Below are 23,689 nucleotides of genomic sequence, written 5' to 3' on the forward strand. Positions count from 1 at the left end.
GCTTGCCATTTTTTTTGCCTAATATATGGGAAAATAACGGATCACGTTTTTACTAACTAAGGCTAGTTTAATGCTAAAAACAACCCACTTAGTACAACTAACACGCTATTTAAAACACTAAACCACTTCACGTAGCCTACTAAAAAATTATAAAAAACCATTATAATTAAGACACTTAGGCTCATAAATCCGCAAAATAGTAATGCACCATATCCATCTTGAGTAACTATACAAAGCACCAAGCTTAGTAAAATACTGATCCAAGCAGCTAATAGCAGCTTTTTACGTTGGGGTTCTGTAGGGCGTTTTTTAAATACATCTTTAAAATGATTATACTTAGCCAGCGCAAAACAGTTAAAACTGAGCAGGCATAGGCTAAACCCAAGTAAATCAATCATGGTTTTTGCCTTTTAAGGTTATTAGATTGACTAGGGCTGATTATTTTTGAGTTGTTTTTAGCAGTACGTAATTTTTCGGTTTGTATAAAAAACAATATACTAAATAACAAAAACAGTGCATCAAAAGTAAATAAAGCCCACTGTTTGTGCATCAAATAGCTAACTAGATTACCGTTAGTTGTAAGGGCATTAATAACCGGTACGCTTAAACATGCAACAGCATTTATAGCTGCCATAACTCGCCATTGCAGTGTGTCGCGCTTTATAAGTGCTAAAAGAGCAACCGCTAGCCATGTTAAAAAGAACGCGAGTATTTCTTTATCGGCGCGCTCTGCGGTAGTTGAGCTAAGTAGTCTGTTAGCAATAAAAAATGCACACGTTGCCAGTGGAAGTCCCATAATAGTGGCTAGGTTTAACCCTTCAACTAATTTTAAACCAAACGAAGGTTTAACGTTATTTTTAGTTCGCTCGCGAATTCGCTTAGCCCACATAATACAGCCAGAGCCAATCATTACACAGCCTGCAATACCGCCTAATACGTATAACCAGCGCAACAACCACGTAGCTAAACGCCCTGTATGCATAGAATTAAGCGATTCGTAAAGCGCTTTGCTGCTAGTTAGCTCGTCATCAGTTTTAGCGACCATTTGCCCTGTAGCACCACTAAATATTAAGCGTGGTGCTTGGTCACGTAGTGTTTTACCTGCGCTTACCAATACGGTAATTGTTGAAGCTGCCATATTTGGTTGGTTAACTTGTACGCGAGTAATATCTGCATGAGGCCACTTAGTATAAACCTGATCTAAAATGCGTTGTATTGGCACCATTGGCAATTCGCCTTGGGCTTTATCGGTCATGGTATTGCGAGGTGTTACATCGTTAAAAAAGCCACGCATGCCGTCATCATAAGACGTTTGCGCAGGGTAGGGAAACAACATAAATATAAGTGTAATTATACCCGTGTAAGTAATCATTAAATGAAAAGGAAGGGCAAGCACAGAGCTTAAGTTATGGGCATCTAACCATGTACGGCTACCTTTGTTACGCCTAAAGCTAAACATATCTTTAAAAATACGCTTATGAATAACCACCCCCGATATAATGGCAATCAGCATAAAAAAGCTAGCAAAGCACACAATCCAGCGTGCGGTTATTGCATCCATGTAATGTAAATCATAGTGCAGCCGATAAAAAAAGTTACCGCCTTTAGTATCTACAAAGGGCTCAAGCTCTTGCATGGTATTAGGGTTTAGCTGTGTGTTTTCAAACCGGCTGCGGCGCTGACCTGGCTCTTTTGGTTTTGCATAACCATAAATTAAATAAGGAATGCGTGGCTCGGGTAATGTAATACGCCAGCTTGATGAGTGAGCTCCATGGTTAGCTAAGTAATCAAATCCGGTAATTATTTGTTGTTTTTGCGCTTCTATACGCTGTGTTTGGGCTTGCACATTATGTATGGCTGGTTGATTCCACAACGTTATTTCGTCTCTAAAAAAGCTAAGAGTCCCTGCAAAAAATATTAAATATAATAACCAACAAACGAGTAACCCTACCCAAGTGTGCAACCAAGTCATCGATCTGAAAAAGCTGTCTTTCATACCCAACCCTTCAGTAATGCAAGCAATCCAATGAACGCTCCCGTACTTAGTAAAATACTGATCCACACTGTTTTTAATGATTTAACACTAAAGGCATAAATAAATACAACGGCATAAATTAAAATGCTGATTGAAACACTAAACAGCACAGCGTCTTGTTTAGCTATTGGCAACACAAAGCTTAATAACGCAGTGCTTGCAGAGGTAAAAGCATAGCCACCAATTATGGCAATAAAAAAACGTAAAAATACCAAAACTCGATAACTGCTTACACTTTTTACTATAAGCGCAATCACGTTAACCTTATCGAATGGCGCACTGTGCAAAGGTGCCTGCATAGTTAATTAATCCCTTTATTTAAAGCTGAGGATAAAACAAAGGCGCTATTATATATGTTACAAATACAAAAGATAGTTATTCTCATTTGTGATATTTAATTTTTAAGTAAGTTATACGTACTTGGTTACTTAGTAAAATACTGATCTGATATTATTTAATGATATTGCACTGGCTCTATGTAAAGCTTAAGGTTAATAAACTGAGTAAAAATAAAGAGTGAATAACGATGAGCGATCACGAAAAACTAAACTACGTTGAGTTTCCTGCATGCGACTTATCCGCAACTAAGGCCTTTTTTAGTCGTGTATTTAATTGGCAGTTTACTGACTACGGCCCAGAATACATGGCGTTTAGTGGCCAAGGGCTCGATGGTGGCTTTTTTAATGCGCCGCTTAAATCGCTAACTCAAAATGGTGCTGCGTTATTGGTTTTTTATAGTAACGACATTCACGCTACGTATAAAAAAGTACAACTCCATGGTGGCACAATATTAAAACCTATTTTTGAATTTCCGGGTGGTTGCCGGTTTCATTTTGCAGAGCCGAGCGGCAATGAATTTGCTGTATGGGCAGAGCAACACTAGGTTTTACAAGGCTTGTAGCGCGAATGAGCTTAAAGATCACGATTTTACTAACTAACGCTCGTTTTAATTAAAATAAACCGATTTTTTACCAACTCATTTATCCTAAATGGCCATTTAGGATAAATATTAAGCATTTAAGGCCAAATAAGCATGAATAGTCACCAATTAATAGAGCAAGTTAGTAAATGCGTGATCTGTGAACCTCATTTACCTTTAGGGGCTCGCCCTGTTATACAATTTAACCAAAACGCACGTATTTTAATTGCAGGGCAAGCACCTGGAATCAAAGTTCACGAAACAGGTGTGCCGTTTAACGATGCAAGCGGAAACCGCCTGCGAGAATGGCTTGGGCTAACACGTGATGAATTTTACGACGCTAATAATATAGCCATTTTACCTATGGGCTTTTGCTACCCGGGTAGGGGGAAGTCGGGTGATTTACCACCGAGAAAAGAATGTGCGCCTGCATGGCGCGAGCAATTATTGGCTGCACTACCAAATATTGAGCTGACAATAGTGCTTGGTAAATACGCGCAGGCGTATCATTTACCAGAGGCTAAAAAAATGCCACTTACGGAGTTAGTAAAATCGTGGCGTGAGTATTGGCCAAATTATTTAGTGCTTCCACATCCGAGTCCGCGTAATAATATATGGCTTAAAAAGAACCCATGGTTTGAACAAGATGTACTTCCAGAACTAGATAAGCACGTGGCTGCTATTTTAAATAAGTAATACTTCTAGTTATTGTAAAGGGGCGTTACAGTTAACTTAAAAATTAACACTCTAATTAAAAACAATAACAAACGAGGCTGTCTAATTTGAATGCATCTATATTAACTGAGGTAATACTTCCGCTCGCTCTTGCACTTATTATGTTTGGTATGGGTCTTGGGCTCACAACAACCGATTTTACTCGTTTATTTAAAAGCCCGCTTGGCATTGTCATTGGTTTAATAGGCCAACTTGTAGCAATGCCTTTATTAGCATTAGGGCTGTGTTATTTACTAAACCTACCAACGCCTATCGCTATTGGTTTAATGATATTAGCTGCTTGCCCCGGCGGTACTATGTCAAATGTAGTAAGCCAGCTTGCTAAAGCTAATTTAGCGCTTTCGGTAAGTTTAACAGCTGCCTCTACCGCAATTAGTATAATAACCACACCGTTTATTATTGGCTTTGCTATGAGTCAGTTTGCCCCAGCAGACGATGCTACTTTCTCTATTTTAACTACTTCATTAGGGCTATTTTTTATTACCTTAGTGCCAGTTGCTATAGGCATTTGGTTACGTCACTTTAAAAGTGATTTTGCCATTAAAGCAGAGCCGTTTTTTAGACGCTTCTCGTTGTTTTTTATGCTTATGATGATTGCCGCACTAGTAATAAAAGAGCGCGATTTATTAGTTAGCTCATTTAACAACGTATTTTGGGCGTGCATAGCGCTTAATATTGGTTCAATGGTTGTTGGTTGGTTAATTGCTAAGTGTTCAAAATTAAATTTAACTGATTCGCTGACGCTTTCAATTGAGGTTGGAATTCAAAATGCATCGTTAGCTATTTTAATCGCTATTAGCTTTTTAAATAAACCAGAATACGCAGTTACCGGTGGCGTGTATGGCCTTGCCATGTTTATAGGACCACTGCTATTAATTGGCGGGTTAAAGCTTAAAAATAAACGTACCGCTAGGGCTGTTAACTAGGACTTTTAATTAGGGCATGTTGACCAAGTTACTTTAATTTATGGCTGCGGATAACGTAGCCTTAAACTCAAGTCTAAAAATACCACCAGTTAAATGTATGCTCTGCACTCATCGCGCCAACAAGTTGTAAGCTTATAAAACACTCTCAAGCTTGAATATTGCCCCAGGCGCTGAACTTGCTCGCGCAAGGAGCGAAGCTCCTAATTACTAAAGCGCATTTTAGGATGGGATAAGAGTGTAAGTAATACGGTAAAAAAGCAGTTAATTATTTAGTTACTAAAACAGCGCCTCAAATATGAGGCGCTATTTTAAAACTTACTATTTGGTTTGCATGTTTTTAGCGCGTTCTTCTGCATCTATTAATGCTTGCGATTTAGGCGCGCGTTTTTTCTCTTCTATTTTGGGTTTTTCAGTTGAGTCAGGATCCCAGCTTGAGTCTAACGATAAGTTAGCAAATGGATTGTTACTGTCTGCTTTTTTAGGCTCACTTTGTGGCTCATCAACTGGCGGTGTTGTTTGTGCTTGCTCAGGTGTTGCGCTTTGTTTTTTAGGCATCGGCTTTTCACCAGGTAATGGTGCATCTGGGTTAAATGTACGTACCTCTGGTTCTTTAAAGTCTTGCTCTGTTGTATATGTAGTCGATTGAGCGTCAGCTATTTGCTCTGGTGCGTGTAAATCTACAACCGGCTCACTCGCTGTTACTGGCTCAGGAGTACTAATAACCGGCTCTACAGTGTTGTGTTCGGCTTCTATTGGCGCAGGCTCCGTTACTTGCGCTGTATGGTGCTTACGTTGTTTTTTTACAGGCTTTGCATCTGGATCAAAGTCGCGTACTTCTGGCTCATTAAAGCTGCTGGCATTTTTAATACGCTCTAAGGTTGTTTTTGCTGCTGCTTCAAACTCGGCTGTATTAGGCTCAGGTTTTTGCTTTACTTCGTTAAACGTAGCGGTACTTGTTTGCTCTAAAGTATCAATTGAGTTAAGCGGTGTAGGCTCAATTTCGCTTGTTTGCACTTGTGTAGCTACGTTGTTTTGCTCATCTGAAATTTGCGGTGGTGTATGTTCAATATCAGCATTTTGTGTAGTGTTCGTAGGCTCTACAGGCTCTTCATTTGTCGCTACGCTGCTCTCAACCGATTTATTATTTTGAGTTACTTCGTTGATAACAACAGGCTCAATCTCTGGCTCTTTTGTAGTTTCAGGTTTAGCTGGCGTAGCAATTTTTTCTGATTTAACTTCAGGTGGAGCCGCCATAGTAGGTTCTGCCATTGTTTTACTTTGTTTTGCACGGCGCAGGCGCACGACGACCATAGCGCCAATAAGTATCACTATAACAAGTATTAAAGTGGGTAAAAGTAACGAGCTTGGGCTCTGCGCTACAGGTTGCGGCGCAATTACTGGCGCTGGTTTAGTTAACACAGGTGCTGGTTTTACAGGTGCAGGCTTTTCAGGCGTAGGTTGAACGTTTTGCTCTGGCGTCGCCGGTTTTACTTGCTCTATCACAGCTTCGTTTTTTTGCTCTGTAACTACTTGCTCAGGTACTGCTGTTGTTGGCTGTGCACCAATTACTATTTCGTTACTATTGCTATTGCTATTTAGCTGATCGTTAATTTGTTGTTTTTGATCATCAGTTAAATTAAGTGTTTGCTCGTTGATGCTATCTTTAATAGCTTCTTCAGTGGGTTCAATTACAGGGGCAGGTTCAACAATTTTAGGTTGTGGCTGAGTAATAATGGCTGGCTCTGGCTCTATTATTTGGGGCTTAGGTTGTGCTTGAATTTCTTTTGGCTTATTACAGTTGTTTTTGTAATCACGCGCAGCTTTACGGTATTTTTGACTCGCTTTATTATTACTATTTTGCTGCATTTCTTGTTTAATTAAAATGCACATAGCTTCGTTGTATGCAGCACTTTGCGCACTATAAAATAAGGCAAAGCAAAGGGTAAATCTAATTAGTTTTGATATCATAAAGTTATGCGCGCTTAAATATTAATAGTTTGATTTTAAGCGCAAAATTGAAAATTATCCAGAGTAATACGACTAATCAATAACCATAAGGCTGCGGTATTCATCGTAAGCAAATTGGTCGGTCATACCGCTTATATAATCTTGAATTAATCTACAGCGATAATAAAATTCATACGCTGCAAAGTGATCAGGCTCTTCTTGCATCGCATCTATTGCGTGTTGGTAACTATTTAAGTGCTTTTTAGAGAGCTTTTTAACAAGTCGCGACTCTATTAATAAACGTGAATCGCCATTTAGTGCACGCTTAAAGTCATCCTTGTTTAGTAGCAGTAATGGTTTATAGCAATCGAGCAAACCATTAATTATTCTATAACCTTGCAGCTCTAATTTTTCGACTTCTTTATTTGAAAAAACATGCTCAAGTGCAACTTGCTTTAGCATTTTGGTTACAGCGTGTAGATGACTTCTATCTTCTAAAAGTGCTTGGTTAAAATCGCCATGATAAATAGGTTCTATGTTCTCAATAAAGCGTTTTGCAGCATGTCCAACTAGCGGATGTAAAAGTGCTACGCGCAGGTATATAAAAAATTCGCTGTTAAAATTATACGGTTGTGCTTTGGCGCGTTCATGTGCGTAGTCAACTGCTTTATCTACAAAAGTTTGGTGCTCTGTGTCGTCTATTGTTAGGTTTATGAGTGCCTTTTTATAATGACTTTTAAGCTGTGTACATAAGAATTCGGTGCTTATGATCCCTTTTTCAACAGCATCCTCTATATCGGCTAGGCAATACGAAATGTCGTCGGCGGCTTCCATTATGTAACTTGCAGGATGGCGGCAGTAAGGCTCAATAGTGAGCTCTTTTTGTAGCGCTTCAACAAAGTTTTTTTCGCTGTAGTAGTAACCCACTTTTTTCATTAAGTAGTTTTTATTTTGGGGTATGTCTTTTACATCAAGCCCAGCAGGGCGAGTGTATTTTAAAATACCAGCACTTTGGCTGTAAGTTAAATTAAGCGTTTGCAACGAATGAATTATACGTATGCCTTGAGCGTTGCCTTCAAAGTTACAAATATCAAGCGCAAGGTGTTTAAAAACAACACCTATACCGGTATTGGGCCCTTTGCAGCGCTCGGGTGTTACACTTGCTAGGTTGTTATTAAACCAGTGGTTTATTGCAGCTTCGCCAAAATGTCCAAACGGTGGGTTGCCTATATCGTGCATTAGGCAGGCCATTTCTACTAAGCTTTCTAGGGGGCGTTCTAGGTCGGTTAAGCCGTAATCTTTTTGTTGTTGGTAGCTTAAATTTGCAAAAATACGTTGCACTATAAAACGACCAACCTGTTGTACCTCAAGCGAGTGAGTTAAGCGCGAACGAACAGCTGCGTTGCGCTCAAGCGGAAACACTTGTGTTTTTTGCTGCAGCCTGCGAATAGCGGCACTGTTAATAATACGGCCACGGTCGCTTTCTAGCGCCATTTGTAAGTTAGAGGTTGTGCGATACATTCGTGCTGGCGTTATTTTTTTACTAAAATCTATGGTCATCTTTATACTTATCCTTTTTACAATTGATGACTGGCATAGTTTTTAGCACATAGTCATTTGTCTTTAATATACAGGGTTTAATCTATCAGTTTGTATCATAAAGTAACAACTTGCTTTAAAATAATTTTTTGAGTAATTGTTGTGCATTTATAGGTGTTTATAATGAAACGGTGGATTTTAAAGGCAGTATCAATTTGCCTAATGTTAGGAATGAACAGCGCATTTGCTGCAAAAGAGCAAACTGTGGTGCTTGTATCAATTGATGGCCTGCGTTGGGATTATATTGAAAAACACGGCGCGCCAAATTTAAAAGCAATGGCCGAGCGCGGTGTTCGCGCACAAAAACTAATACCTGTTTATCCAACTAAAACGTTTCCTAACCATATTTCTATTATTACGGGCTTACTGCCGGTAAACCATGGCATTGTTGATAATAGCTTTTGTGATAAAGCGCGTAAAAACGACTGTTACAGCATGGGCAAAGCATTGGGCGATAGCACTTGGGTGAAGGGGATTCCGCTTTGGAATTTAGCAAAAATGCAGGGACTTAAATCGGCTACTTATTTTTGGCCTGAGTCAGATGCATTATTTAACGGCATGACACCAGATTACTTTTATCACTATTCTAAATACAGCGATTACCAAAGCCGTGTTGATCAAATTATTCAGTGGTTAAGTTTACCAAAAGCACAGCGCCCGCGTTTTATTGCGAGTTACTTTTCGCTAGTTGATAGCATGGGCCATGAGTTTGGACCAGACGCACCACAAACGCGAGATGCAGTTAAACAGCTTGATGAATTAATGGGGCAATTACAAACTCGCTTAAGTAAATTAGAGCAAGAGGTAAACTTAGTTATTGTCTCGGATCATGGTATGGCGAGTATAGATCCAGATAAAAGCATTGATGTAACCACACTGCCTCAAGATGAAAACTTTTTAGTTAAAAACACCGGTCCACGTTTACTCATATACACTCAACCCGATGCAATAAATGCTGATATAGCCGGCTATAAAGCTCGTTTACAAAAAGCAGCAAACGGTCGTTATACAGTATTAACTGACGAGCAGTTAGCAGCGTACCATTACAATAAAGGCACCCGTGTAGGCGATATTGTGGTGCAAACTACAGCGCCAGCGGTATTTTCCAATGGTAAAAAACCAACCTATTTAGGGACTCACGGTTATGCATATACCGAGGATATGGCTGCATCATTTATTGCTGTAGGCCCTGCATTTAAACAAGGTATAAGCCTTAAAGAAGTGAGTAACCTTGATATTTACCCAGTACTTGCAAAAGTGATGGGGCTTAAATTGTTAAACAAAGTAGATGGCAATGGTAAAACATTAATGCCGGCAATTAAGCAAAAAGTGGTTGTGCATTAGCTTAATCTATAAGAGCGCGTAAGCGCTCTGCAGGGAAGAACATGTTAAAACTTTAAAGTGGGCTATTTAGCCCACTTTTTAATGCGCTACTTATTTAAAGTTAGCAATACTTGTTTTTGTAGCAGTAACCGTGCGAATTGCATACGCTTGGTTTGTAATACCAAAAGCAATACCATTTACGCTCCAGTTAGGGTTAGAGAAGTAATCGTACTGAGTTGCGCTACCGTAAACGTGCGGGTAAGCCATAATACTTGCAAACTCATTTTGTACGCCATGACCCATGCCATCTACATATACACCGCCAGATGTGTCACCTTGTTTGCGTGAATGCGCTAAACCTTGGTTATGACCAAGTTCGTGTACAAATGTAGTTGCACCACAATCAATTGCAGTGATTGAGTACATACGGCTGCTCATTGAGCTATATAGATTGCCATTAGTGCCTTGGCCAACCCACGCTAAACCACATGAAATAAGCCCATTGCCAGCACTTTGGCCAGTACCTAATACGGCGATCATGTCGGCTTTCCAATCGCTGCGTAAACCATCTACGTAGCTGCTATTTGTAACCGAATCTAACCAATCCTCAGACGGCGTTACTGCGTAGTCACCTAAGTTTTGTTTGCCAGCTAAGCGTAGTGTTATATCAACGCCATTTTGGCTATATACCTGATTACTAAAAGCAATTAGTTGATTTATTTTAGTGTCAATATTGCTAGTTGCAGCAGCTGATTGGTCGGTATATAAAATACCGATATCGATTGTTTCTGCTTGCGCAACACTTGCTGCACATAATGCCGCAGCCAGTGCGGTTGTTGTGATTACTTTTTTCATTATTGTATTTCCTTACTCTTGTTGTGGTTGGAACTGTTTTTAACTTGGTTGAGATCATAAAAAGCAGACACACTAAAGCTGCCTTATAGTGCGGCTTTAATTGCTTTTTATACTTTTTGGTTAGCCATCAATTTTTGGTGCAAATATATCGATGCTTTTATCTGATTTGGGCTTTGGTGCGGTTACTTCATGCTCTATGTGGCTTTTATATAAATCGCGTTTTGCTGCAATCCATCCGTACTTACCTTTACTTTCGAATACATAGTTGCCAGAAGGTGCAGTAAATTGGCCATATACGGCATCTTTACCTACCGTTAAAACGGTATTATGCATGCGGCCGTCAACACCCACTATTTTACCAAATATGCTCTTATCGCCATTTTCAGACTCAACCACATTAGTCACTTCTGCGGTGAATGTTTCGGCTGTTTGCGGAATAGCTAAATCAAAGTTTTCGCCAGTTTCTAACGCCTGTAAAGAATTTAAATCAAACTCAATATAGGCCTCGTTATGTAAGTCAGTCGGTAAAACTTTTGCATTTATAAGCACTTGCTTTGCTTTGTCTGATAGGCGATTTACGGCATCAAATTCTTCAAACGGTAAGTTGTTGTCAGGGGCAGCAATGGGTTTAACAGTAATTGGATCTTTACTCATATCAATAGGTGCAGGGGGATGCGTATTGCGCGTTTTTTGTAAATCAATAGGAACAAAATCAATAGCAACAGGCGCGATAGGTTCGCCCGTTTCATCTGCATTAAAAAATAGCCCATAAACTGCAAATGCCGATAATGGTATAGCAATTAGTAAGACGACAGAACTCTTCATTTGTTTCTCTTTTAGTATTTTTGGTTAACTATTTGTTACGTTTTATATTATTAAATGGATTAGATCAAGATAATAAATGTAACCGAAAAGAATTATTTCTTAATTTTATAATTCCTTATAAAATATAAGGATATTTATTTTTGGTGTGTTTTTTGCTCTTTTTAGTATTGGTTTTTAGTAGTGTTCACGCGGGCTTTGGCGCAGTTACAGGTACTTGTTTGTTTAGTTAAATACAATGGTTAAAAGTGACTTTTTGACGTTAATTACAATGAAAAATAAAAAGTGAATTTATTTCACCTTTTGTAAACCAATCGCTAATTGCAATGTAATTATTGGGCACGTATGTTGTGAGCTGCATAAATGCATTACGAGGAATTTATGAAGGTGTCTGATCAGTTGCTTAACCGAATTACAGCAGGACTTGTGGCTGTAATTATTGGTTTTTCGAGTTCTATTGCATTAATTTATCAGGTAGTGATAACCCTTGGTGGTACGCCCGATTTAGTAGCTAGTTGGATTTTAATGCTCGGTTTAGTGATGGGCACAACGTCAATTGGTTTATCGTACTATTACAAAGTACCTGTTTTAATTGCGTGGTCTACCACGGGAGCTGCATTACTTATTTCAAGTGCCCAAGGGTATAACTTAAATGAGGCTATTGGCGCGTTTATGCTCAGTGCATTGCTCGTGTTTTTGTCGGGGGTTACGGGCTGGTTTGAAAAAATAATGAACCGTATTCCAAGTGAGCTTGCATGCGCCATGTTGGCCGGCGTGCTTGTTACCTTTGGTATCGATGTGTTTAATTTTATGAACGACATGCCTTTAGTAATTGGTTTAATGGTCGTTATGTACTTTATTGGTAAACGCTTTTTTGCCCGCTTTGCTATGTTAAGCGTGCTTATTATAGGCGTATTACTCGCTTGGCAAATGGGCCATATTGATACCAGCGCGCTGCACTGGAAAATGAGCGAATTTGCTTATATTGAACCCGTTTTTAACTTACAAGCATGCATTAGCATAGGTTTACCACTTTACATAGTTACCATGACTTCGCAAAATTTACCGGGTATTGCGGTTTTAAAAGCACATAAATATAAAGCGCCTATATCTGCATCTCTTAATGTTACTGGCTTTGTAAATATGCTTAGCGCTCCTTTTGGAGCCTACTCTATTAATTTAGCCGCGATTACCGCAGCTATTTGTATGAGTGATGAAGCGGATAAAAATCATGATAAACGTTATTGGGCGAGTATAGCGTCTGGCGTATTTTATATTTTAATGGCGTTGTGCGCAGCTACATTAGTTGGCTTGGTAGCAAGTTTACCCCAGGCACTTATTTTAGCTTTGGCGGGCATTGCGCTATTTGGCACCATTGCTAATAGTTTGCAGCAAGCCCTTAGTAGTACTGAATATACTGAGGCCGCAATAGTCACTTTTTTAGTAACTGCATCTAACTTAACATTACTTTCAGTGGGGTCTGCTTTTTGGGGGATTATAGCGGGTGTGCTAACGCTTATTATCACCAGGAAAGACTAAAAACTGTGAATATGTAAAGCGAAATTATTGCTCATATAGATGATTAAAATAGTTTAACCAAGCTTATTAAAAAGGCTGCAATTGCAGCCTTTAGTTTTACAAACAGGGTTTACCTAATCATAAGTATGATGGCGAGTTACGCTAAACCGATTAAGTATATGGTGCATAACATACACAACACATAAGCTTAAGATTATAGCCACAGATACCGAACTAAACCGGTACATTGCACTATAAACAAGATCTTGGCCTGGCCCGAGTGAATTTCCAAACAAAATACCAAATGTAGTCAATACACCAAAACCAATGCCAGGTATGCCTCCGCCTAAAATATGAAAGCGCGCAAAAACAAACGAAAGTATCCATAAAATAGCCATCGGAAAAAGTAAAAAATCAGAGTGACTATACAAAAATAGTTGCGATAGTAACGCTGCATTACAGCCTATAAGCGTTCCAATTGCTCGCTGCCAACCGGCCATACCTGCGGCTTTCCAGCACAACGAAAATAAAATAAGCACAGAAGCTGCCTGCGCAGATATTGAGTCTTGTAAATCAAGAACCTGAAAAACAACAAAAGAGAGCGTAGCCACGGTTGAGCATAACAATACCTCATGGCGAATACTTTCTTTTGCTTTAGCTGGCATTACTCGCCCGGGCCTTGCGGTTACATCAGGAAATAGGCCATGCATTAATGCTCCAATAATAACGGTTAAAAATATAGCCAAACCATTAGTTAAAATTAATGGATAAATACTGCTTCCTTGATCAACATAGCTGGAAAAATGCAGCTGAATAGAAAGACTGATCACGCCTAAAGCGCCAAATAAAAAGGCACTACCGCTACTCATTTTATGAAATAAAAAGCAGAAAACACCAAACACTAACAATGTCATAACGACTGGTAAGTGAGAAAATAATCCCTGCATTATCAGCACTATAAGTGCGCTAAATGCAGCAGATGCTATAAATTGATTTATAAGCCCACGACTTAACGTAGGTACCATGCCCAATATCAACATAGGATAAACGGTAAAAAATATACCATTGGGCCAGTTCATTAATTCACTAATAGTAAAGCCAAGGGTACACCCACCTGCAATGCGCAGTGCTTGGCGAAGGCCATTGGAGTCTAATTGTGGGCCTTGGCTAACAATTTGAGTCATAAAGCCTCCATTAATAAATGTAGTGTAACCAGCTAATAAACCTGATTTGTGCAGAGCCAAACCATTGCCCAATTGTTGATTCTGGTAATAATTGTACTGTTGCACGTGAGCCACTAGGCATGTTTGCTATTAAGTCTTGATGATTAATGAGCTTTAAGTGAATGCGTTGACGCTGTGCATCACGCACCCAACGATTACTGGTTTCTGTTGTACTTAGTAAACCATTAGCACTAAGTTGACCACTGCTAACGCCTGCTTCAAATGTTTCAAGTATTGCGTCGTAAACTTCACCTGGACGGCTATCAAATACTACGCGCGCTTGGGTGCCTTGCTTCATATTTGTGAGTGACTTTTCTCTAAAGTCGGCAACTAAATCTGCCTTTTTAGCAACAATAGCTAATAACGGGCTGCCTGCAACTGCGTATGCGCCGTTTAATAATTGTAAGTTAGCAACTACGCCGTCACTTAATGCGCGCACTTTTGTGTAGGATAAATTTAGCTCAGCTTGCGCTAACTGGTTAGCAGCGTGGCGCATGGCTAAGTTTTTGTTCCCTGAGTCACCTCTAGCTAAAACCGCTTCAGCTAACTGCGCTTCAAGGGCTGCAACATTTGCTTTACTCGCTTCAAAATTAGCACGAATGCTTTCAAGTTCTTGCTCCGATATAGACTTTTGCTTATAGAGCTTTTCGCCTCTGCTTTTTAATAGTTTTTGCTCATGCTGTTTAGCGTTTGCAGCACTTATTTGTGCCTCAAGCGCTTTAACATTGGTATCAAGGCGTTTATTTTGTAATTTGGCATCATCAAGGGCGAGTTGAGCTTGTTCTTTAGCTAAATTATATGGGCCTTCATCAATACTAAATAATATATCGCCTGCTTTAACTGATTGGTTATTACTAACTTGCACACTAGTGACTCGGCCACTAATTTGCGGTGATATTTGCACAACAGGGTGATAAACACGTGCTTGTGGTGTCACAGGCAAAACCATATCGGCCACTAAATAGTAAATAAATACTAAGATAAACCCTATGAGAGAAAACCTTACATAGCGTGCAAACTTTTGATCCGGTGTCATTTTTAGCCTTACTTATTAACTTGAATACATTTAAGGGCGTTTTGCTCTATTTTGATCAAACCAAATGCAATCGCATCTAGTTGCTCAACAGATAAACCGCTGTATAACTGATTTTTTATATCGGAAATAGTCTCTTGCAATGAATGTAAAATGGCATCACTTTGCTCAGTAAAATAGAGTCTTTTACTGCGCTTATCATGTTTGTCTACACGGCGAACAATTAACGATTGCTCCTCTAATTGCTTAAGCGTACGAGTCAATGAAGGCATTTCTATCCCTAAGCTATTAGCAAGCTCAAGTTGTGTTAGTCCCTCACCACGCATACTAATATGCATTAGTGCAGTCCAGCGCGATTGAGTAAGCCCTAAAGGCTCAACTGCAATGGTTACCGCTTCGCGGCATAAGCGATGAACTCGGCCCATATTACCGATAACAGTTAAATCGAGTGTTTCGTGAAAAGGTTTGTGTGTAGGCATAGCCATCCCAACATAGTTAGCAAGCTAACTATTTTATCATTACTTAGCTTGCTAAGTAAATATGTGTAAGTGCGGGAAATGGTAAAATATCTGCTAAACCTCACTTGTAGAAATGGTGAGGTTTAGCAGGAGTTTAAAAGTTAAGTAAATTAGCTGGGGAGTATTGATCGGTAAGTACTTTTGTATCTGCGGGCCAATCTTGGTCGTTTTTAGTAAATTGCATAAATTGGCTAATTGCTTTTATGTCTATACCGTATTTTACTAATTTAGGGGCGAGAGCATTTACACGTGTGTCAATTTTCGCTTCGCTCGGCATTGATTTAAGTCCCGCTAAAATAATACGATTACTACGATTTTCGCGACTTACATTTATAAAGTCGCCAAATACAGCGTGGTAAGTTGCCGACTCATGTTCATAAAGTTTACTACTTGAAAACGTATTTGCAGCTATAACGCCGCCTTCGGCTAATACGCTTTGTACTTCTTCAAAAAACTCTTTAGTAAGCAAATGCTCCGGAATATAGTCGCCGTTAAATGCATCCAAAATAATCCAATCGTACTTTTGTTTTTTAATTGCGGCACGTTTTATAAAAATACGGCCATCTTGCACGCTTGATGTCACTAAATCGTTTTCTATAAAGTTAAAGTAATCGCGTGCAACTTTAGTTACTGCGGGGTCTATTTCAACATTATGAATTTTTGCAGTGGGGTATAGCTCATGAATAACGTTAGAAAGCGTACCGCCTCCTAATCCTATAATAAGTACATTTTTAGGATTATCGGCTACTAAAAGGCTCGCAAAAGTAAGTTTAGTGTAATTAAAAACAAGTTTGTCGGGATTGTTTTTATACATACAGCTTTGGCTTGTTTGGCTACTTTTAGTATTAAATTTAAGGCAACGTAAGTCGCTCGTTTCTTCAACAATAATATTGCGATAAAGCGAGCGCTCTTCGTGGATAACTTTACTGCACGCAAAACCCGAAAATGCAATTAACGGCAGTAGTAAATATTTAAGCATGAGCAAGCTCCTTATTATTAGCCAAGGTATTAATTACAATCGCGACTAAACCCAGTGACCCAAGCGTTAGAGCAAAGGCGCTAATAATAGTATTTACGTCAAACGCGAGTACAAAGTAAAACGAGGTAATTATAGTACCCAGTGCACTACCAAGCGTACTTACAAAGTATAAACGCCCAGCCACTTGGCCGCTTTTATCTCTATCGGTTACTAGTAAGCGCACAGAGTAGGGCGAGATCATGCCTAAAATAACGGTAGGTATAAAAAATAAAGCGGTTGACGCTAAGAGTGAGCCGTAGCGGCTATCTTCAATATGGGTAAATATAAATTCCATTATTGGCTGCGAAAATAATGTAATAGGCACCACCATAATACTGGCTATTAAAAATATTAAACCATATTTGGTAAGTGATGCATTTTTAGTGCTGAGTTTACCGCCAAGTAAATACCCAAAAGATAAACTAAGCATAAATACTGTAATTATACTGCCCCAAATATGTACGCTACTACCAAAAAAAGGGGCGAGAATTCTCCCTCCTAAAAGTTCAATCCCCATAATGCAAAAACCGCTGCAAAAAGCTAAAAAGTAAATTAACGCGTTTGTTTTTATGCTCATGTAATTATCGTTATGTAACTTAAGTAGAACACTATACTAACGTGATGACACGGCAGTCGCTAGTGCATTAATTAATCGCTCAGTGATTTTTTAAAAAGAAGTTTTGTTATAAAGTAACACATGCTACAATTTTGTTATACTATAACACTTGCTTAGTTAATCAATCACATGAAGTACTCTTTAATTTATTTAGCCTGCCTAGGAATTAGTGCGCCCAGTATTGCCCAAGATCAAAAAGAAGAAATCGAAAAAATATCTGTCACTTATAAACAAGCTTATCGCGGTGATATTCCTCAAAAGCAAATGCCACAATCTATAGTTAGTATTAATAGTGCTGAGCTTAATAAAAAAGGAATTACTCAACTACAAGATGCGCTTGATTTTTCAGCTAGTATTTCACGTAAAAACAATAGCGGTGCATTGTGGGATAGCTTTTCTATTCGTGGCCTTTCGGGTAACGAAAACATGCCATCGGGCTATTTAGTTAATGGCTTTAGCGGTGGGCGTGGTTTTAGCGGCCCGCGTGATGTATCTAACATTGATTACATTGAAGTACTAAAAGGCCCAGGTTCAGCACTTTATGGGCGATCAGAGCCAGGCGGGACTGTAAATATTGTAACTAAAAAGCCACAGTTTGATTCACAAGGTGAGCTAAAACTAAGCTTAGGCAGCGACAGTTTTAATCGCGTTGAAGGCGATTACACCAGCGGCATTAACGATACTACCGCGTTTAGAATAAATGGCGCATGGCAAGATAGTGACAGCTACCGCGATGAGGTATACACCAATAAAAAGGTGATTACGCCGTCTATATATCATCAAATAAACGCATCGACCAGTGTAACTTATGAGTTTGAATACGTAGATTTAGCTCAGCTATTCGACCGTGGTGTTGTCGTACTCGATAACGATTTTGACACCGTACCAAGCTCGCGCTATTTAGGTAACCCAAACGATGGAGACACGCAGGTTTACTCTCGAGGCCACCAAATTACGCTTAACCACGATATTAACGACGAATGGTCACTCGTTGTAGGTGCAAATTATCGAGACTCTAGCTTAACGGGTTTTTCGTCAGATGCAGAACTTGCACCGTCACGCCAATCGTTATTTGACGATGGCCGCACACTTACCCGCCAGCAGCGCTATCGCGACTACGAAGTAGAAGATTTAAGTGTAAAGTTTGAAGTTAGTGGAAGTTTAGATACAGCCGGCATTTCGCATCATTTATTAATAGGTATTGATGCATATAAATACGATTTGCACACGGCGCTTTCTCGTTATCGTGGCGGTAATGGCACTTATACTATTGATATTTTTGAGCCTGATTATTCTGGTGAACGTCCTGCTGTTTCGCTACTTTATGAAAATGATGAAGAGCAAAACGCTTACGGTATTTACATTCAAGATCAAATGGATATCACTGATAAGTTTAAACTTTTACTTGGCCTTAGATTTGATAGCGTAGACCAAGATATTTTAGAAACCAACAGCGGTGTATTTTCAACCAGTTCTGAGAGCCAAATAAGCCCACGCGTTGGCGTAGTGTACGAACTAAATAATACAATAACCTTTTACAGCAGTTACTCTGAAGGCTTTTTACCACTGAGCGGTACTGATGCAAACGCCGACCCGTTTGGCTTTGAGTACAGCGACTCGTTTGAAGTTGGTGCTAAGTTTGAATACCTAGGTGTAAACGGTACTGTGGCACTTTTTGATGCTTCTAAAAGTAATATGTTAGTGGCAGATCCAGTAAACGTTGGTTTTTCGGCTCCCATTGGTAAAGCTGATAGCAAAGGGTTTGAGCTTGATTTAAATACCTATATTACCGATGCAACAGCATTTAACTTATCGTACGCCTATATAGATGCCACCACAGCAAACGACATTATTAATGCCGATTGGGGCGTGCCAATAGAAAAAGGCAGCCCACTGGTAAATGTACCAAAAAACAATCTAAACCTTACACTTAGCCATCAAACAGCATTAATGGGTAAAGAGCTTGAATTTGGTGCAAGTTACCAATATACCAGCAGCCGCCTAGGTGATGTCGCAGATTTGAGCTTTAGACTACCAAGTTACCAATTGGTCGGCCTGTTTGGTCAATTAAATTTAACAGATAAAACAGAGCTAAATGTGAGCATTAATAACATTTTTAATGAAGACTACGCTCAAAGTAGTTACAACGCTTTGTGGGTTTATCCGGGGGCGCCTACGCAATTTAAAATGTCGATAGCTTATAATTTTTAATAGCTTAGCTTATTAAGCTTTTAAACGGTTTTCATCCTGAAGCGTCTTAATTTAATAATTAAGGCGCTTTTTTATTTAAATTAAGGTTTCTTAAGTTTTCTTTAAGTTTCGCTCGCTAAGTTACAAACATACACTTTATATGAGCGATGTTTATGCAATTAGCACACCTACCTTCATCACCCGTTTATATTCAAAATAACTCACGCTTTGTTAGTGCTCGCGTTAATGATGAGCATAGAAGTGCGTTAGAAAACACAGTTAAAGAAGGGTTTTTAGTCGCTTACAACGCCACGCTTACCTCTTTTATGCCATTACTTTGTCAATACACGACAAACGAAGGGCAATGCACATTGGGTTTAAGGCAAGCAACAGCTCCTCTATTTATAGAGCAATACTTAGCACAGCCCATTGAGCATTTTTTACCTGAGAACACACAGCGTAATAAAGTATTTGAGCTTGGCAATCTATGCTCTACACATCGCAAAGCAACGCTTGGGCATTTTATTGTTGTTAATGAAGCCCTGCAAAGTGTAGGAGCAAAACATTTAGTATTTTGCGCCACTAAAAAAGTACGTGCACTGCTGCGCTTATTAGGCGTTAACTGCACTGAAATTGCTGTGGCAAACAGTTTTGTTGTTGAGCATCCGCTAAGTTGGGGAAGTTACTACGCTAATCAGCCTACCGTATGCGTTGTGAGTTTAGAGCAAGCTCACCAACAAGTATTAAATACCCCAATGCTTTATAGTTTGATGCAGCAAAATCACTCAAATATCAATTCTTTGGTAAATGCGTTGGTGAATGTATGAATTACTATAATACCCATGCAATATCGCCATTAATTATTGCCCATAATAAAGAGCAAACACTTGAAATTAACGGTGATGAGTTTAACCAGCAAATACAAAAAGTAGTAAAAATACTATATAGCTTTAACGGCAAATGTGTTGCTTATAAGCTCGATAATACGCCAGCTTGGCTTGTTATTGATGCCGCTACTGCGGTTTCTAATAAAGTGGCTGTGCCAATTGCTCACTTTTTTAGTGAACAACAAACTCAATATGTACTAGCGCAATGCGGCGCTAATGTATTTATGAGCGACACGCTAAACCCTTTATTTGGGGAGCCGACCGCATCAATCAATTTATTTGAGTGTTACACATTATATATTTACGAAATCGTTGTAGCTAAACCCGTCAGCTATTTTCCAGAAACTCAAAAAGTAACGTTTACATCAGGGTCGACTGGACAACCAAAAGGCGTGTGTTTATCTGCAAATAGCCAAATGCAGGTAGCTCAATCTCTGTGCGATAAAATTAATATTAAAAAGCCTGTGCATTTATGTTTATTGCCGCTTGCTGTATTGCTTGAAAATATAGCCGGTGTTTATGCCCCTTTAAAAAGTGGCGGTACAGTGCATTTAATGCCGTTAAATGAATTAGGCTTTGTTGGTACTGCATTAAAACAGCCCGCACAGCTTATAGCTGCTATTGATAAAGTTAAGCCAAATACGCTTATTTTAGTGCCTGAACTATTAGCATGCTTAGTTACTTTTGCAGAAGATGGGTGGCAACCGCCTAGTTCGTTACAGTTTATTGCAGTAGGTGGTGCGCTTGTCAGCGAAATGCTATTAACCAAAGCGCGTAGCTTAAATTTACCGGTATACCAAGGCTATGGGCTGTCTGAGGCGGCATCTGTAGTTAGTTTAAATACACCCACAAACGATAACATCCACAGTGCCGGCTCTGTGTTACCTCATATTCAAACCAAAATTGAAAATGACCAGCTTTTTATAAAAGGCGATTTGTTTTTAGGTTACTTAAACCATCAACCTCACAATAAAAACCAGTGGTATGCAACCGGCGATCTAGTCGAGCAGCATCAAAATACTTTATTTATTAAAGGCCGATTAAAAAACCTAATTATTACCAGCATGGGTCGTAACATCAGTGCCGAGTGGCCTGAATCACTATTACTCAGTCAAAGCGGTATTTTACAAGCCGTTGTGTTTGGTGAGGGGCGACCTTTTCTCAGTGCCATTATTTACGCCGATACAAAGCTAAGTAACCCAGTGTTAGCGCAGTACATTAGCGAGATTAATAAACAACTACCCGACTATGCTCGAATTCAAAAGTGGCATCGTTTAGCTGCCCCATTAAGTGTGCAACAAGGATTATTAACAACAAATAATCGCCCAAAACGAGATGCCATAAGTAAGCAGTACCATGCTGTGTTTGAGCAATTTTACCGACTTGGAGAAGTAATTAATGAGTGATTTTTTTAACACCCTTAAAGAGCAAACTAAACAAGAGCAAAACTACCTGCTTGCAGCGCCGATTATCCAGCGTGTTTTTAAAGGCGAAGCATCACTTGAAGAATACGCCTCGTTTTTAGCACAAGCGTATCACCATGTTAAGCACACCGTGCCATTAATGATGTCGGTTGGTGCGCGATTAACCGACGATCAAGAATGGCTGCGCGAAGCCGTAGCAGAATATATTGAAGAAGAGATTGGTCATCAAGAGTGGGTACTTAATGACATTGCAGCCTGTGGTTTTAACAAAGAAACAGTACGGAGTAGTCAGCCGCAATTTGCTACCGAAATGATGGTGTCGTATGCGTACGACTCCATTGCACGTAAAAATCCGTTGAGCTTTTTTGGCATGGTGCATGTGCTTGAAGGCACTTCTATAGCGCTTGCTGATGGCGCGGCTTCAAACATTGCAAATGCTGTGGGCTTACCTAAAAAAGCATTTAGTTATTTAACCTCTCACGGCGCGCTTGATATAGAGCATGTAAAGTTTTTTGAAAACCTAATGAACCAAATAACAGACGAGGCGGATCAGCAAGCCATACTTCATGGTGCAAAGTGCTTTTATCGTTTATACGGCGATATATTTCGTGGACTCGATGACGAACCATTTTTTAAAGCACGTGCACAAGGCAAATTGGCATGAGTAGTTCTTTGTGTGTGCTCACTGGTGCAACAGGCGGAATAGGGCAAGCGATTGCTAAAGCCCTATATGCAAAAGGGTGGAAGTTACTGCTTGTAGGGCGAAATACCCAAGCCCTTGAAAAACTGAGCCGTGCATGCCCAGACAGTGAAATATTTACGGGCGATTTAACCGACGATACAGCACGTATTAACCTAGCAATAAAAGCCAAGCAACTCGGCGGCGTTAAATTACTTATTAATAACGCAGGTATAAATACGATGCAAAGCCTTGAGCACACAAGTAATGAGCAAATAGATAATATACTCGTTACTAATTTGTCGGTGCCTATTAAATTATGCCAGCTATTTTTAGGGCAGTTAGCGTATACCAAAGGCACCATTGTTAACGTGGGATCATCGTTTGGCAGTATTGGCTACCCGTTTCAAACGCTTTATTGCGCCAGTAAATTTGGTTTACGTGGCTTTACAGAAGCGCTCTCGCGTGAGTTGAATGGTTCAGGCGTTAAAGTGACCTATTTAGCACCAAGAGCAACAGATACATCTATTAATAGCAGTAAAGCGAGGGCAATGAATAAAGAGCTCGGTAATAAAATGGACTCGCCAGAATTAGTTGCTCAAGAGTTATTAGCACTTATAAGTTCAAACCAAACAAGGCGCTTTATTGGTTTTCCTGAAAAATTATTTGCACGCATAAATGGCGTATTCCCAAGCGTTGTTGATAACGCTATTGCAAAGCAACTTCCTAAAATTAAACGTTTTTTAAGTTAACAAACACACAAGGGCAAAATTATGTATAAATTTACACTCGCATTTTATTTAATACTAACCTCTGTATTTGCAACTGCAGTAAACGCAGATGAAGCGCAAGACTTAACCGATATTCAACAAAAGTGGGCAATTGCTAATTACGAACTTGAAGGCGATGCGCAAATAGACGCGTTTACGCAACTAAGTGAGCAAAGCGCATTATTTGTTAAAAACTATCCAAGCTCGGCGCAAACACATATTTGGAATGGCATTGTGTTAGCTAGTTTTGCTGGCGCAAAAGGGGGCTTGGGCGCACTTGGTTTAGCTAAAGAAGCAAAAGCGTCACTCGAAAATGCACTCTCGATTGATGGCACTGCACTCAATGGCTCAGCTTACGCAAGCCTTGCAACGCTTTATAGCAAAGTACCTGGCTGGCCAATTGGTTTTGGTGATGACGACAAAGCTGAAAAATTATTTAAACAAGCGCTCGCTTTTAATCTCGAAGGCATTGATACTAATTACTTATACGGTGAATACTTGTATGATGAAGGCGATTATAAACAAGCTAAAGCACGACTACTTGTAGCACAAGCTGCTGGGATTCGTGATACTCGGGCAAAAGCAGATAAATATCGTCAACAAGCAATAAGTCAGCTATTGGCAAAAGTAGATAAAAAATTAAAAAGATAAA

The 23,689-nt window shown here is 39.5% G+C and carries 23 protein-coding genes; 11 read left to right on the forward strand and 12 right to left on the reverse strand.

All coding sequences use genetic code 11. The features are described 5' to 3' along the window. Nucleotides 1-62: 62 nt before the first annotated feature. From H5157_RS15220 to H5157_RS15230, 3 genes are read right to left on the reverse strand one after another with little or no spacing between them, the layout of a single operon-like run. Nucleotides 63-398, reverse strand: a complete 336-nt coding sequence (locus H5157_RS15220) for a DUF3325 domain-containing protein (protein WP_182725004.1) — start codon at nucleotides 396-398, stop codon at nucleotides 63-65. Further along, nucleotides 395-1,996, reverse strand: coding sequence for a PepSY domain-containing protein (locus tag H5157_RS15225; RefSeq protein ID WP_182725005.1), 1,602 nt, complete (start codon nucleotides 1,994-1,996; stop codon nucleotides 395-397). The genes H5157_RS15220 and H5157_RS15225 overlap by 4 nt, the downstream gene beginning before the upstream one ends. Beyond that, a complete protein-coding gene (locus tag H5157_RS15230) occupies nucleotides 1,993-2,334 on the reverse strand; it encodes a hypothetical protein (RefSeq protein ID WP_002959167.1) in 342 nt (113 codons plus the stop codon). Before H5157_RS15230 ends, H5157_RS15225 begins: the two co-directional genes overlap by 4 nt. A gap of 227 nt (nucleotides 2,335-2,561) precedes the next feature. Between H5157_RS15230 and H5157_RS15235 the strand changes: the two genes are divergently transcribed. From H5157_RS15235 to H5157_RS15245, 3 genes are all read left to right on the forward strand, one after another. Beyond that, entirely contained in the window at nucleotides 2,562-2,918 is a 357-nt protein-coding gene (locus tag H5157_RS15235; RefSeq protein ID WP_024605214.1) for a VOC family protein, read from the forward strand. Between the two features lie 150 nt (nucleotides 2,919-3,068). Next, a complete protein-coding gene (locus H5157_RS15240) occupies nucleotides 3,069-3,650 on the forward strand; it encodes a uracil-DNA glycosylase family protein (protein ID WP_024605213.1) in 582 nt (193 codons plus the stop codon). Between the two features lie 86 nt (nucleotides 3,651-3,736). Next, nucleotides 3,737-4,615: a bile acid:sodium symporter family protein gene (locus H5157_RS15245; protein WP_182725006.1), complete on the forward strand. Its 879-nt coding sequence runs from the start codon at nucleotides 3,737-3,739 to the stop codon at nucleotides 4,613-4,615. A 318-nt stretch (nucleotides 4,616-4,933) separates the two neighbouring features. On the opposite strand, the gene H5157_RS15250 is transcribed toward H5157_RS15245, so the two are convergent. Then, on the reverse strand, nucleotides 4,934-6,583 hold the full coding sequence (locus H5157_RS15250; protein ID WP_182725007.1) for a cell surface protein: 1,650 nt from the start codon (nucleotides 6,581-6,583) through the stop codon (nucleotides 4,934-4,936). A gap of 72 nt (nucleotides 6,584-6,655) precedes the next feature. Continuing rightward, nucleotides 6,656-8,122, reverse strand: a complete 1,467-nt coding sequence (gene dgt / locus H5157_RS15255) for a dGTPase (RefSeq protein ID WP_182725008.1) — start codon at nucleotides 8,120-8,122, stop codon at nucleotides 6,656-6,658. Between the two features lie 162 nt (nucleotides 8,123-8,284). Here dgt and H5157_RS15260 point away from each other — a divergent pair, with 162 nt between their 5' ends. Beyond that, entirely contained in the window at nucleotides 8,285-9,505 is a 1,221-nt protein-coding gene (locus H5157_RS15260) for an alkaline phosphatase family protein (RefSeq protein WP_182725009.1), read from the forward strand. Between the two features lie 90 nt (nucleotides 9,506-9,595). Here H5157_RS15260 and H5157_RS15265 read toward each other — a convergent pair whose 3' ends face one another. Together H5157_RS15265 and H5157_RS15270 are read right to left on the reverse strand one after the other, a co-directional pair. Further along, a complete protein-coding gene (locus tag H5157_RS15265) occupies nucleotides 9,596-10,339 on the reverse strand; it encodes a zinc-dependent metalloprotease family protein (protein ID WP_002959157.1) in 744 nt (247 codons plus the stop codon). A gap of 120 nt (nucleotides 10,340-10,459) precedes the next feature. Then, on the reverse strand, nucleotides 10,460-11,164 hold the full coding sequence (locus tag H5157_RS15270) for a hypothetical protein (protein WP_024595853.1): 705 nt from the start codon (nucleotides 11,162-11,164) through the stop codon (nucleotides 10,460-10,462). A 378-nt stretch (nucleotides 11,165-11,542) separates the two neighbouring features. Between H5157_RS15270 and H5157_RS15275 the strand changes: the two genes are divergently transcribed. After that, complete coding sequence (locus H5157_RS15275; protein WP_165723811.1) at nucleotides 11,543-12,700, forward strand: benzoate/H(+) symporter BenE family transporter; 1,158 nt, start codon at nucleotides 11,543-11,545, stop codon at nucleotides 12,698-12,700. A gap of 113 nt (nucleotides 12,701-12,813) precedes the next feature. On the opposite strand, the gene H5157_RS15280 is transcribed toward H5157_RS15275, so the two are convergent. The 5 genes from H5157_RS15280 to H5157_RS15300 all read right to left on the reverse strand — a co-directional run bounded on the left by H5157_RS15280 (nucleotide 12,814) and on the right by H5157_RS15300 (nucleotide 17,048). Then, nucleotides 12,814-13,863 carry a DUF2955 domain-containing protein gene (locus tag H5157_RS15280; protein ID WP_024595851.1) on the reverse strand — a complete coding sequence of 350 codons (1,050 nt, stop codon included), beginning with the start codon at nucleotides 13,861-13,863 and terminating at the stop codon, nucleotides 12,814-12,816. 10 nt (nucleotides 13,864-13,873) lie between these two features. Next, nucleotides 13,874-14,938, reverse strand: coding sequence for an HlyD family secretion protein (locus H5157_RS15285; RefSeq protein ID WP_165723799.1), 1,065 nt, complete (start codon nucleotides 14,936-14,938; stop codon nucleotides 13,874-13,876). An 8-nt stretch (nucleotides 14,939-14,946) separates the two neighbouring features. After that, on the reverse strand, nucleotides 14,947-15,414 hold the full coding sequence (locus H5157_RS15290) for a MarR family transcriptional regulator (protein ID WP_024595849.1): 468 nt from the start codon (nucleotides 15,412-15,414) through the stop codon (nucleotides 14,947-14,949). Nucleotides 15,415-15,547: 133 nt separating this feature from the next. After that, the gene (locus tag H5157_RS15295; RefSeq protein ID WP_182725010.1) at nucleotides 15,548-16,432 is read right to left on the reverse strand and encodes a spermidine synthase; all 885 of its coding nucleotides are present in this window, start codon (nucleotides 16,430-16,432) and stop codon (nucleotides 15,548-15,550) included. Beyond that, complete coding sequence (locus H5157_RS15300; protein ID WP_182725011.1) at nucleotides 16,425-17,048, reverse strand: fused MFS/spermidine synthase; 624 nt, start codon at nucleotides 17,046-17,048, stop codon at nucleotides 16,425-16,427. Before H5157_RS15300 ends, H5157_RS15295 begins: the two co-directional genes overlap by 8 nt. A 168-nt stretch (nucleotides 17,049-17,216) precedes the next feature. Between H5157_RS15300 and H5157_RS15305 the strand changes: the two genes are divergently transcribed. From H5157_RS15305 to H5157_RS15330, 6 genes are all read left to right on the forward strand, one after another. Next, the gene (locus tag H5157_RS15305) at nucleotides 17,217-19,298 is read left to right on the forward strand and encodes a TonB-dependent siderophore receptor (RefSeq protein WP_182725012.1); all 2,082 of its coding nucleotides are present in this window, start codon (nucleotides 17,217-17,219) and stop codon (nucleotides 19,296-19,298) included. Between the two features lie 152 nt (nucleotides 19,299-19,450). Beyond that, on the forward strand, nucleotides 19,451-20,104 hold the full coding sequence (locus H5157_RS15310) for a thermostable hemolysin (RefSeq protein WP_002959142.1): 654 nt from the start codon (nucleotides 19,451-19,453) through the stop codon (nucleotides 20,102-20,104). Continuing rightward, a complete protein-coding gene (locus tag H5157_RS15315; protein WP_182725013.1) occupies nucleotides 20,101-21,570 on the forward strand; it encodes an AMP-binding protein in 1,470 nt (489 codons plus the stop codon). Before H5157_RS15310 ends, H5157_RS15315 begins: the two co-directional genes overlap by 4 nt. Then, entirely contained in the window at nucleotides 21,563-22,252 is a 690-nt protein-coding gene (locus H5157_RS15320; protein WP_182725014.1) for a TenA family transcriptional regulator, read from the forward strand. The genes H5157_RS15315 and H5157_RS15320 overlap by 8 nt, the downstream gene beginning before the upstream one ends. Next, nucleotides 22,249-23,019 (forward strand): SDR family oxidoreductase, encoded by a 771-nt coding sequence (locus H5157_RS15325; RefSeq protein WP_182725015.1) that lies wholly within the window; start codon nucleotides 22,249-22,251, stop codon nucleotides 23,017-23,019. The genes H5157_RS15320 and H5157_RS15325 overlap by 4 nt, the downstream gene beginning before the upstream one ends. Nucleotides 23,020-23,040: 21 nt before the next feature. Beyond that, on the forward strand, nucleotides 23,041-23,688 hold the full coding sequence (locus H5157_RS15330) for a hypothetical protein (protein WP_182715928.1): 648 nt from the start codon (nucleotides 23,041-23,043) through the stop codon (nucleotides 23,686-23,688). Nucleotide 23,689: the final 1 nt, after the last annotated feature.

It is taken from the genome of Pseudoalteromonas sp. SG43-3 (assembly GCF_014164385.1).
In the GTDB taxonomy this organism is placed as follows: Bacteria; Pseudomonadota; Gammaproteobacteria; order Enterobacterales; family Alteromonadaceae; genus Pseudoalteromonas; species Pseudoalteromonas distincta.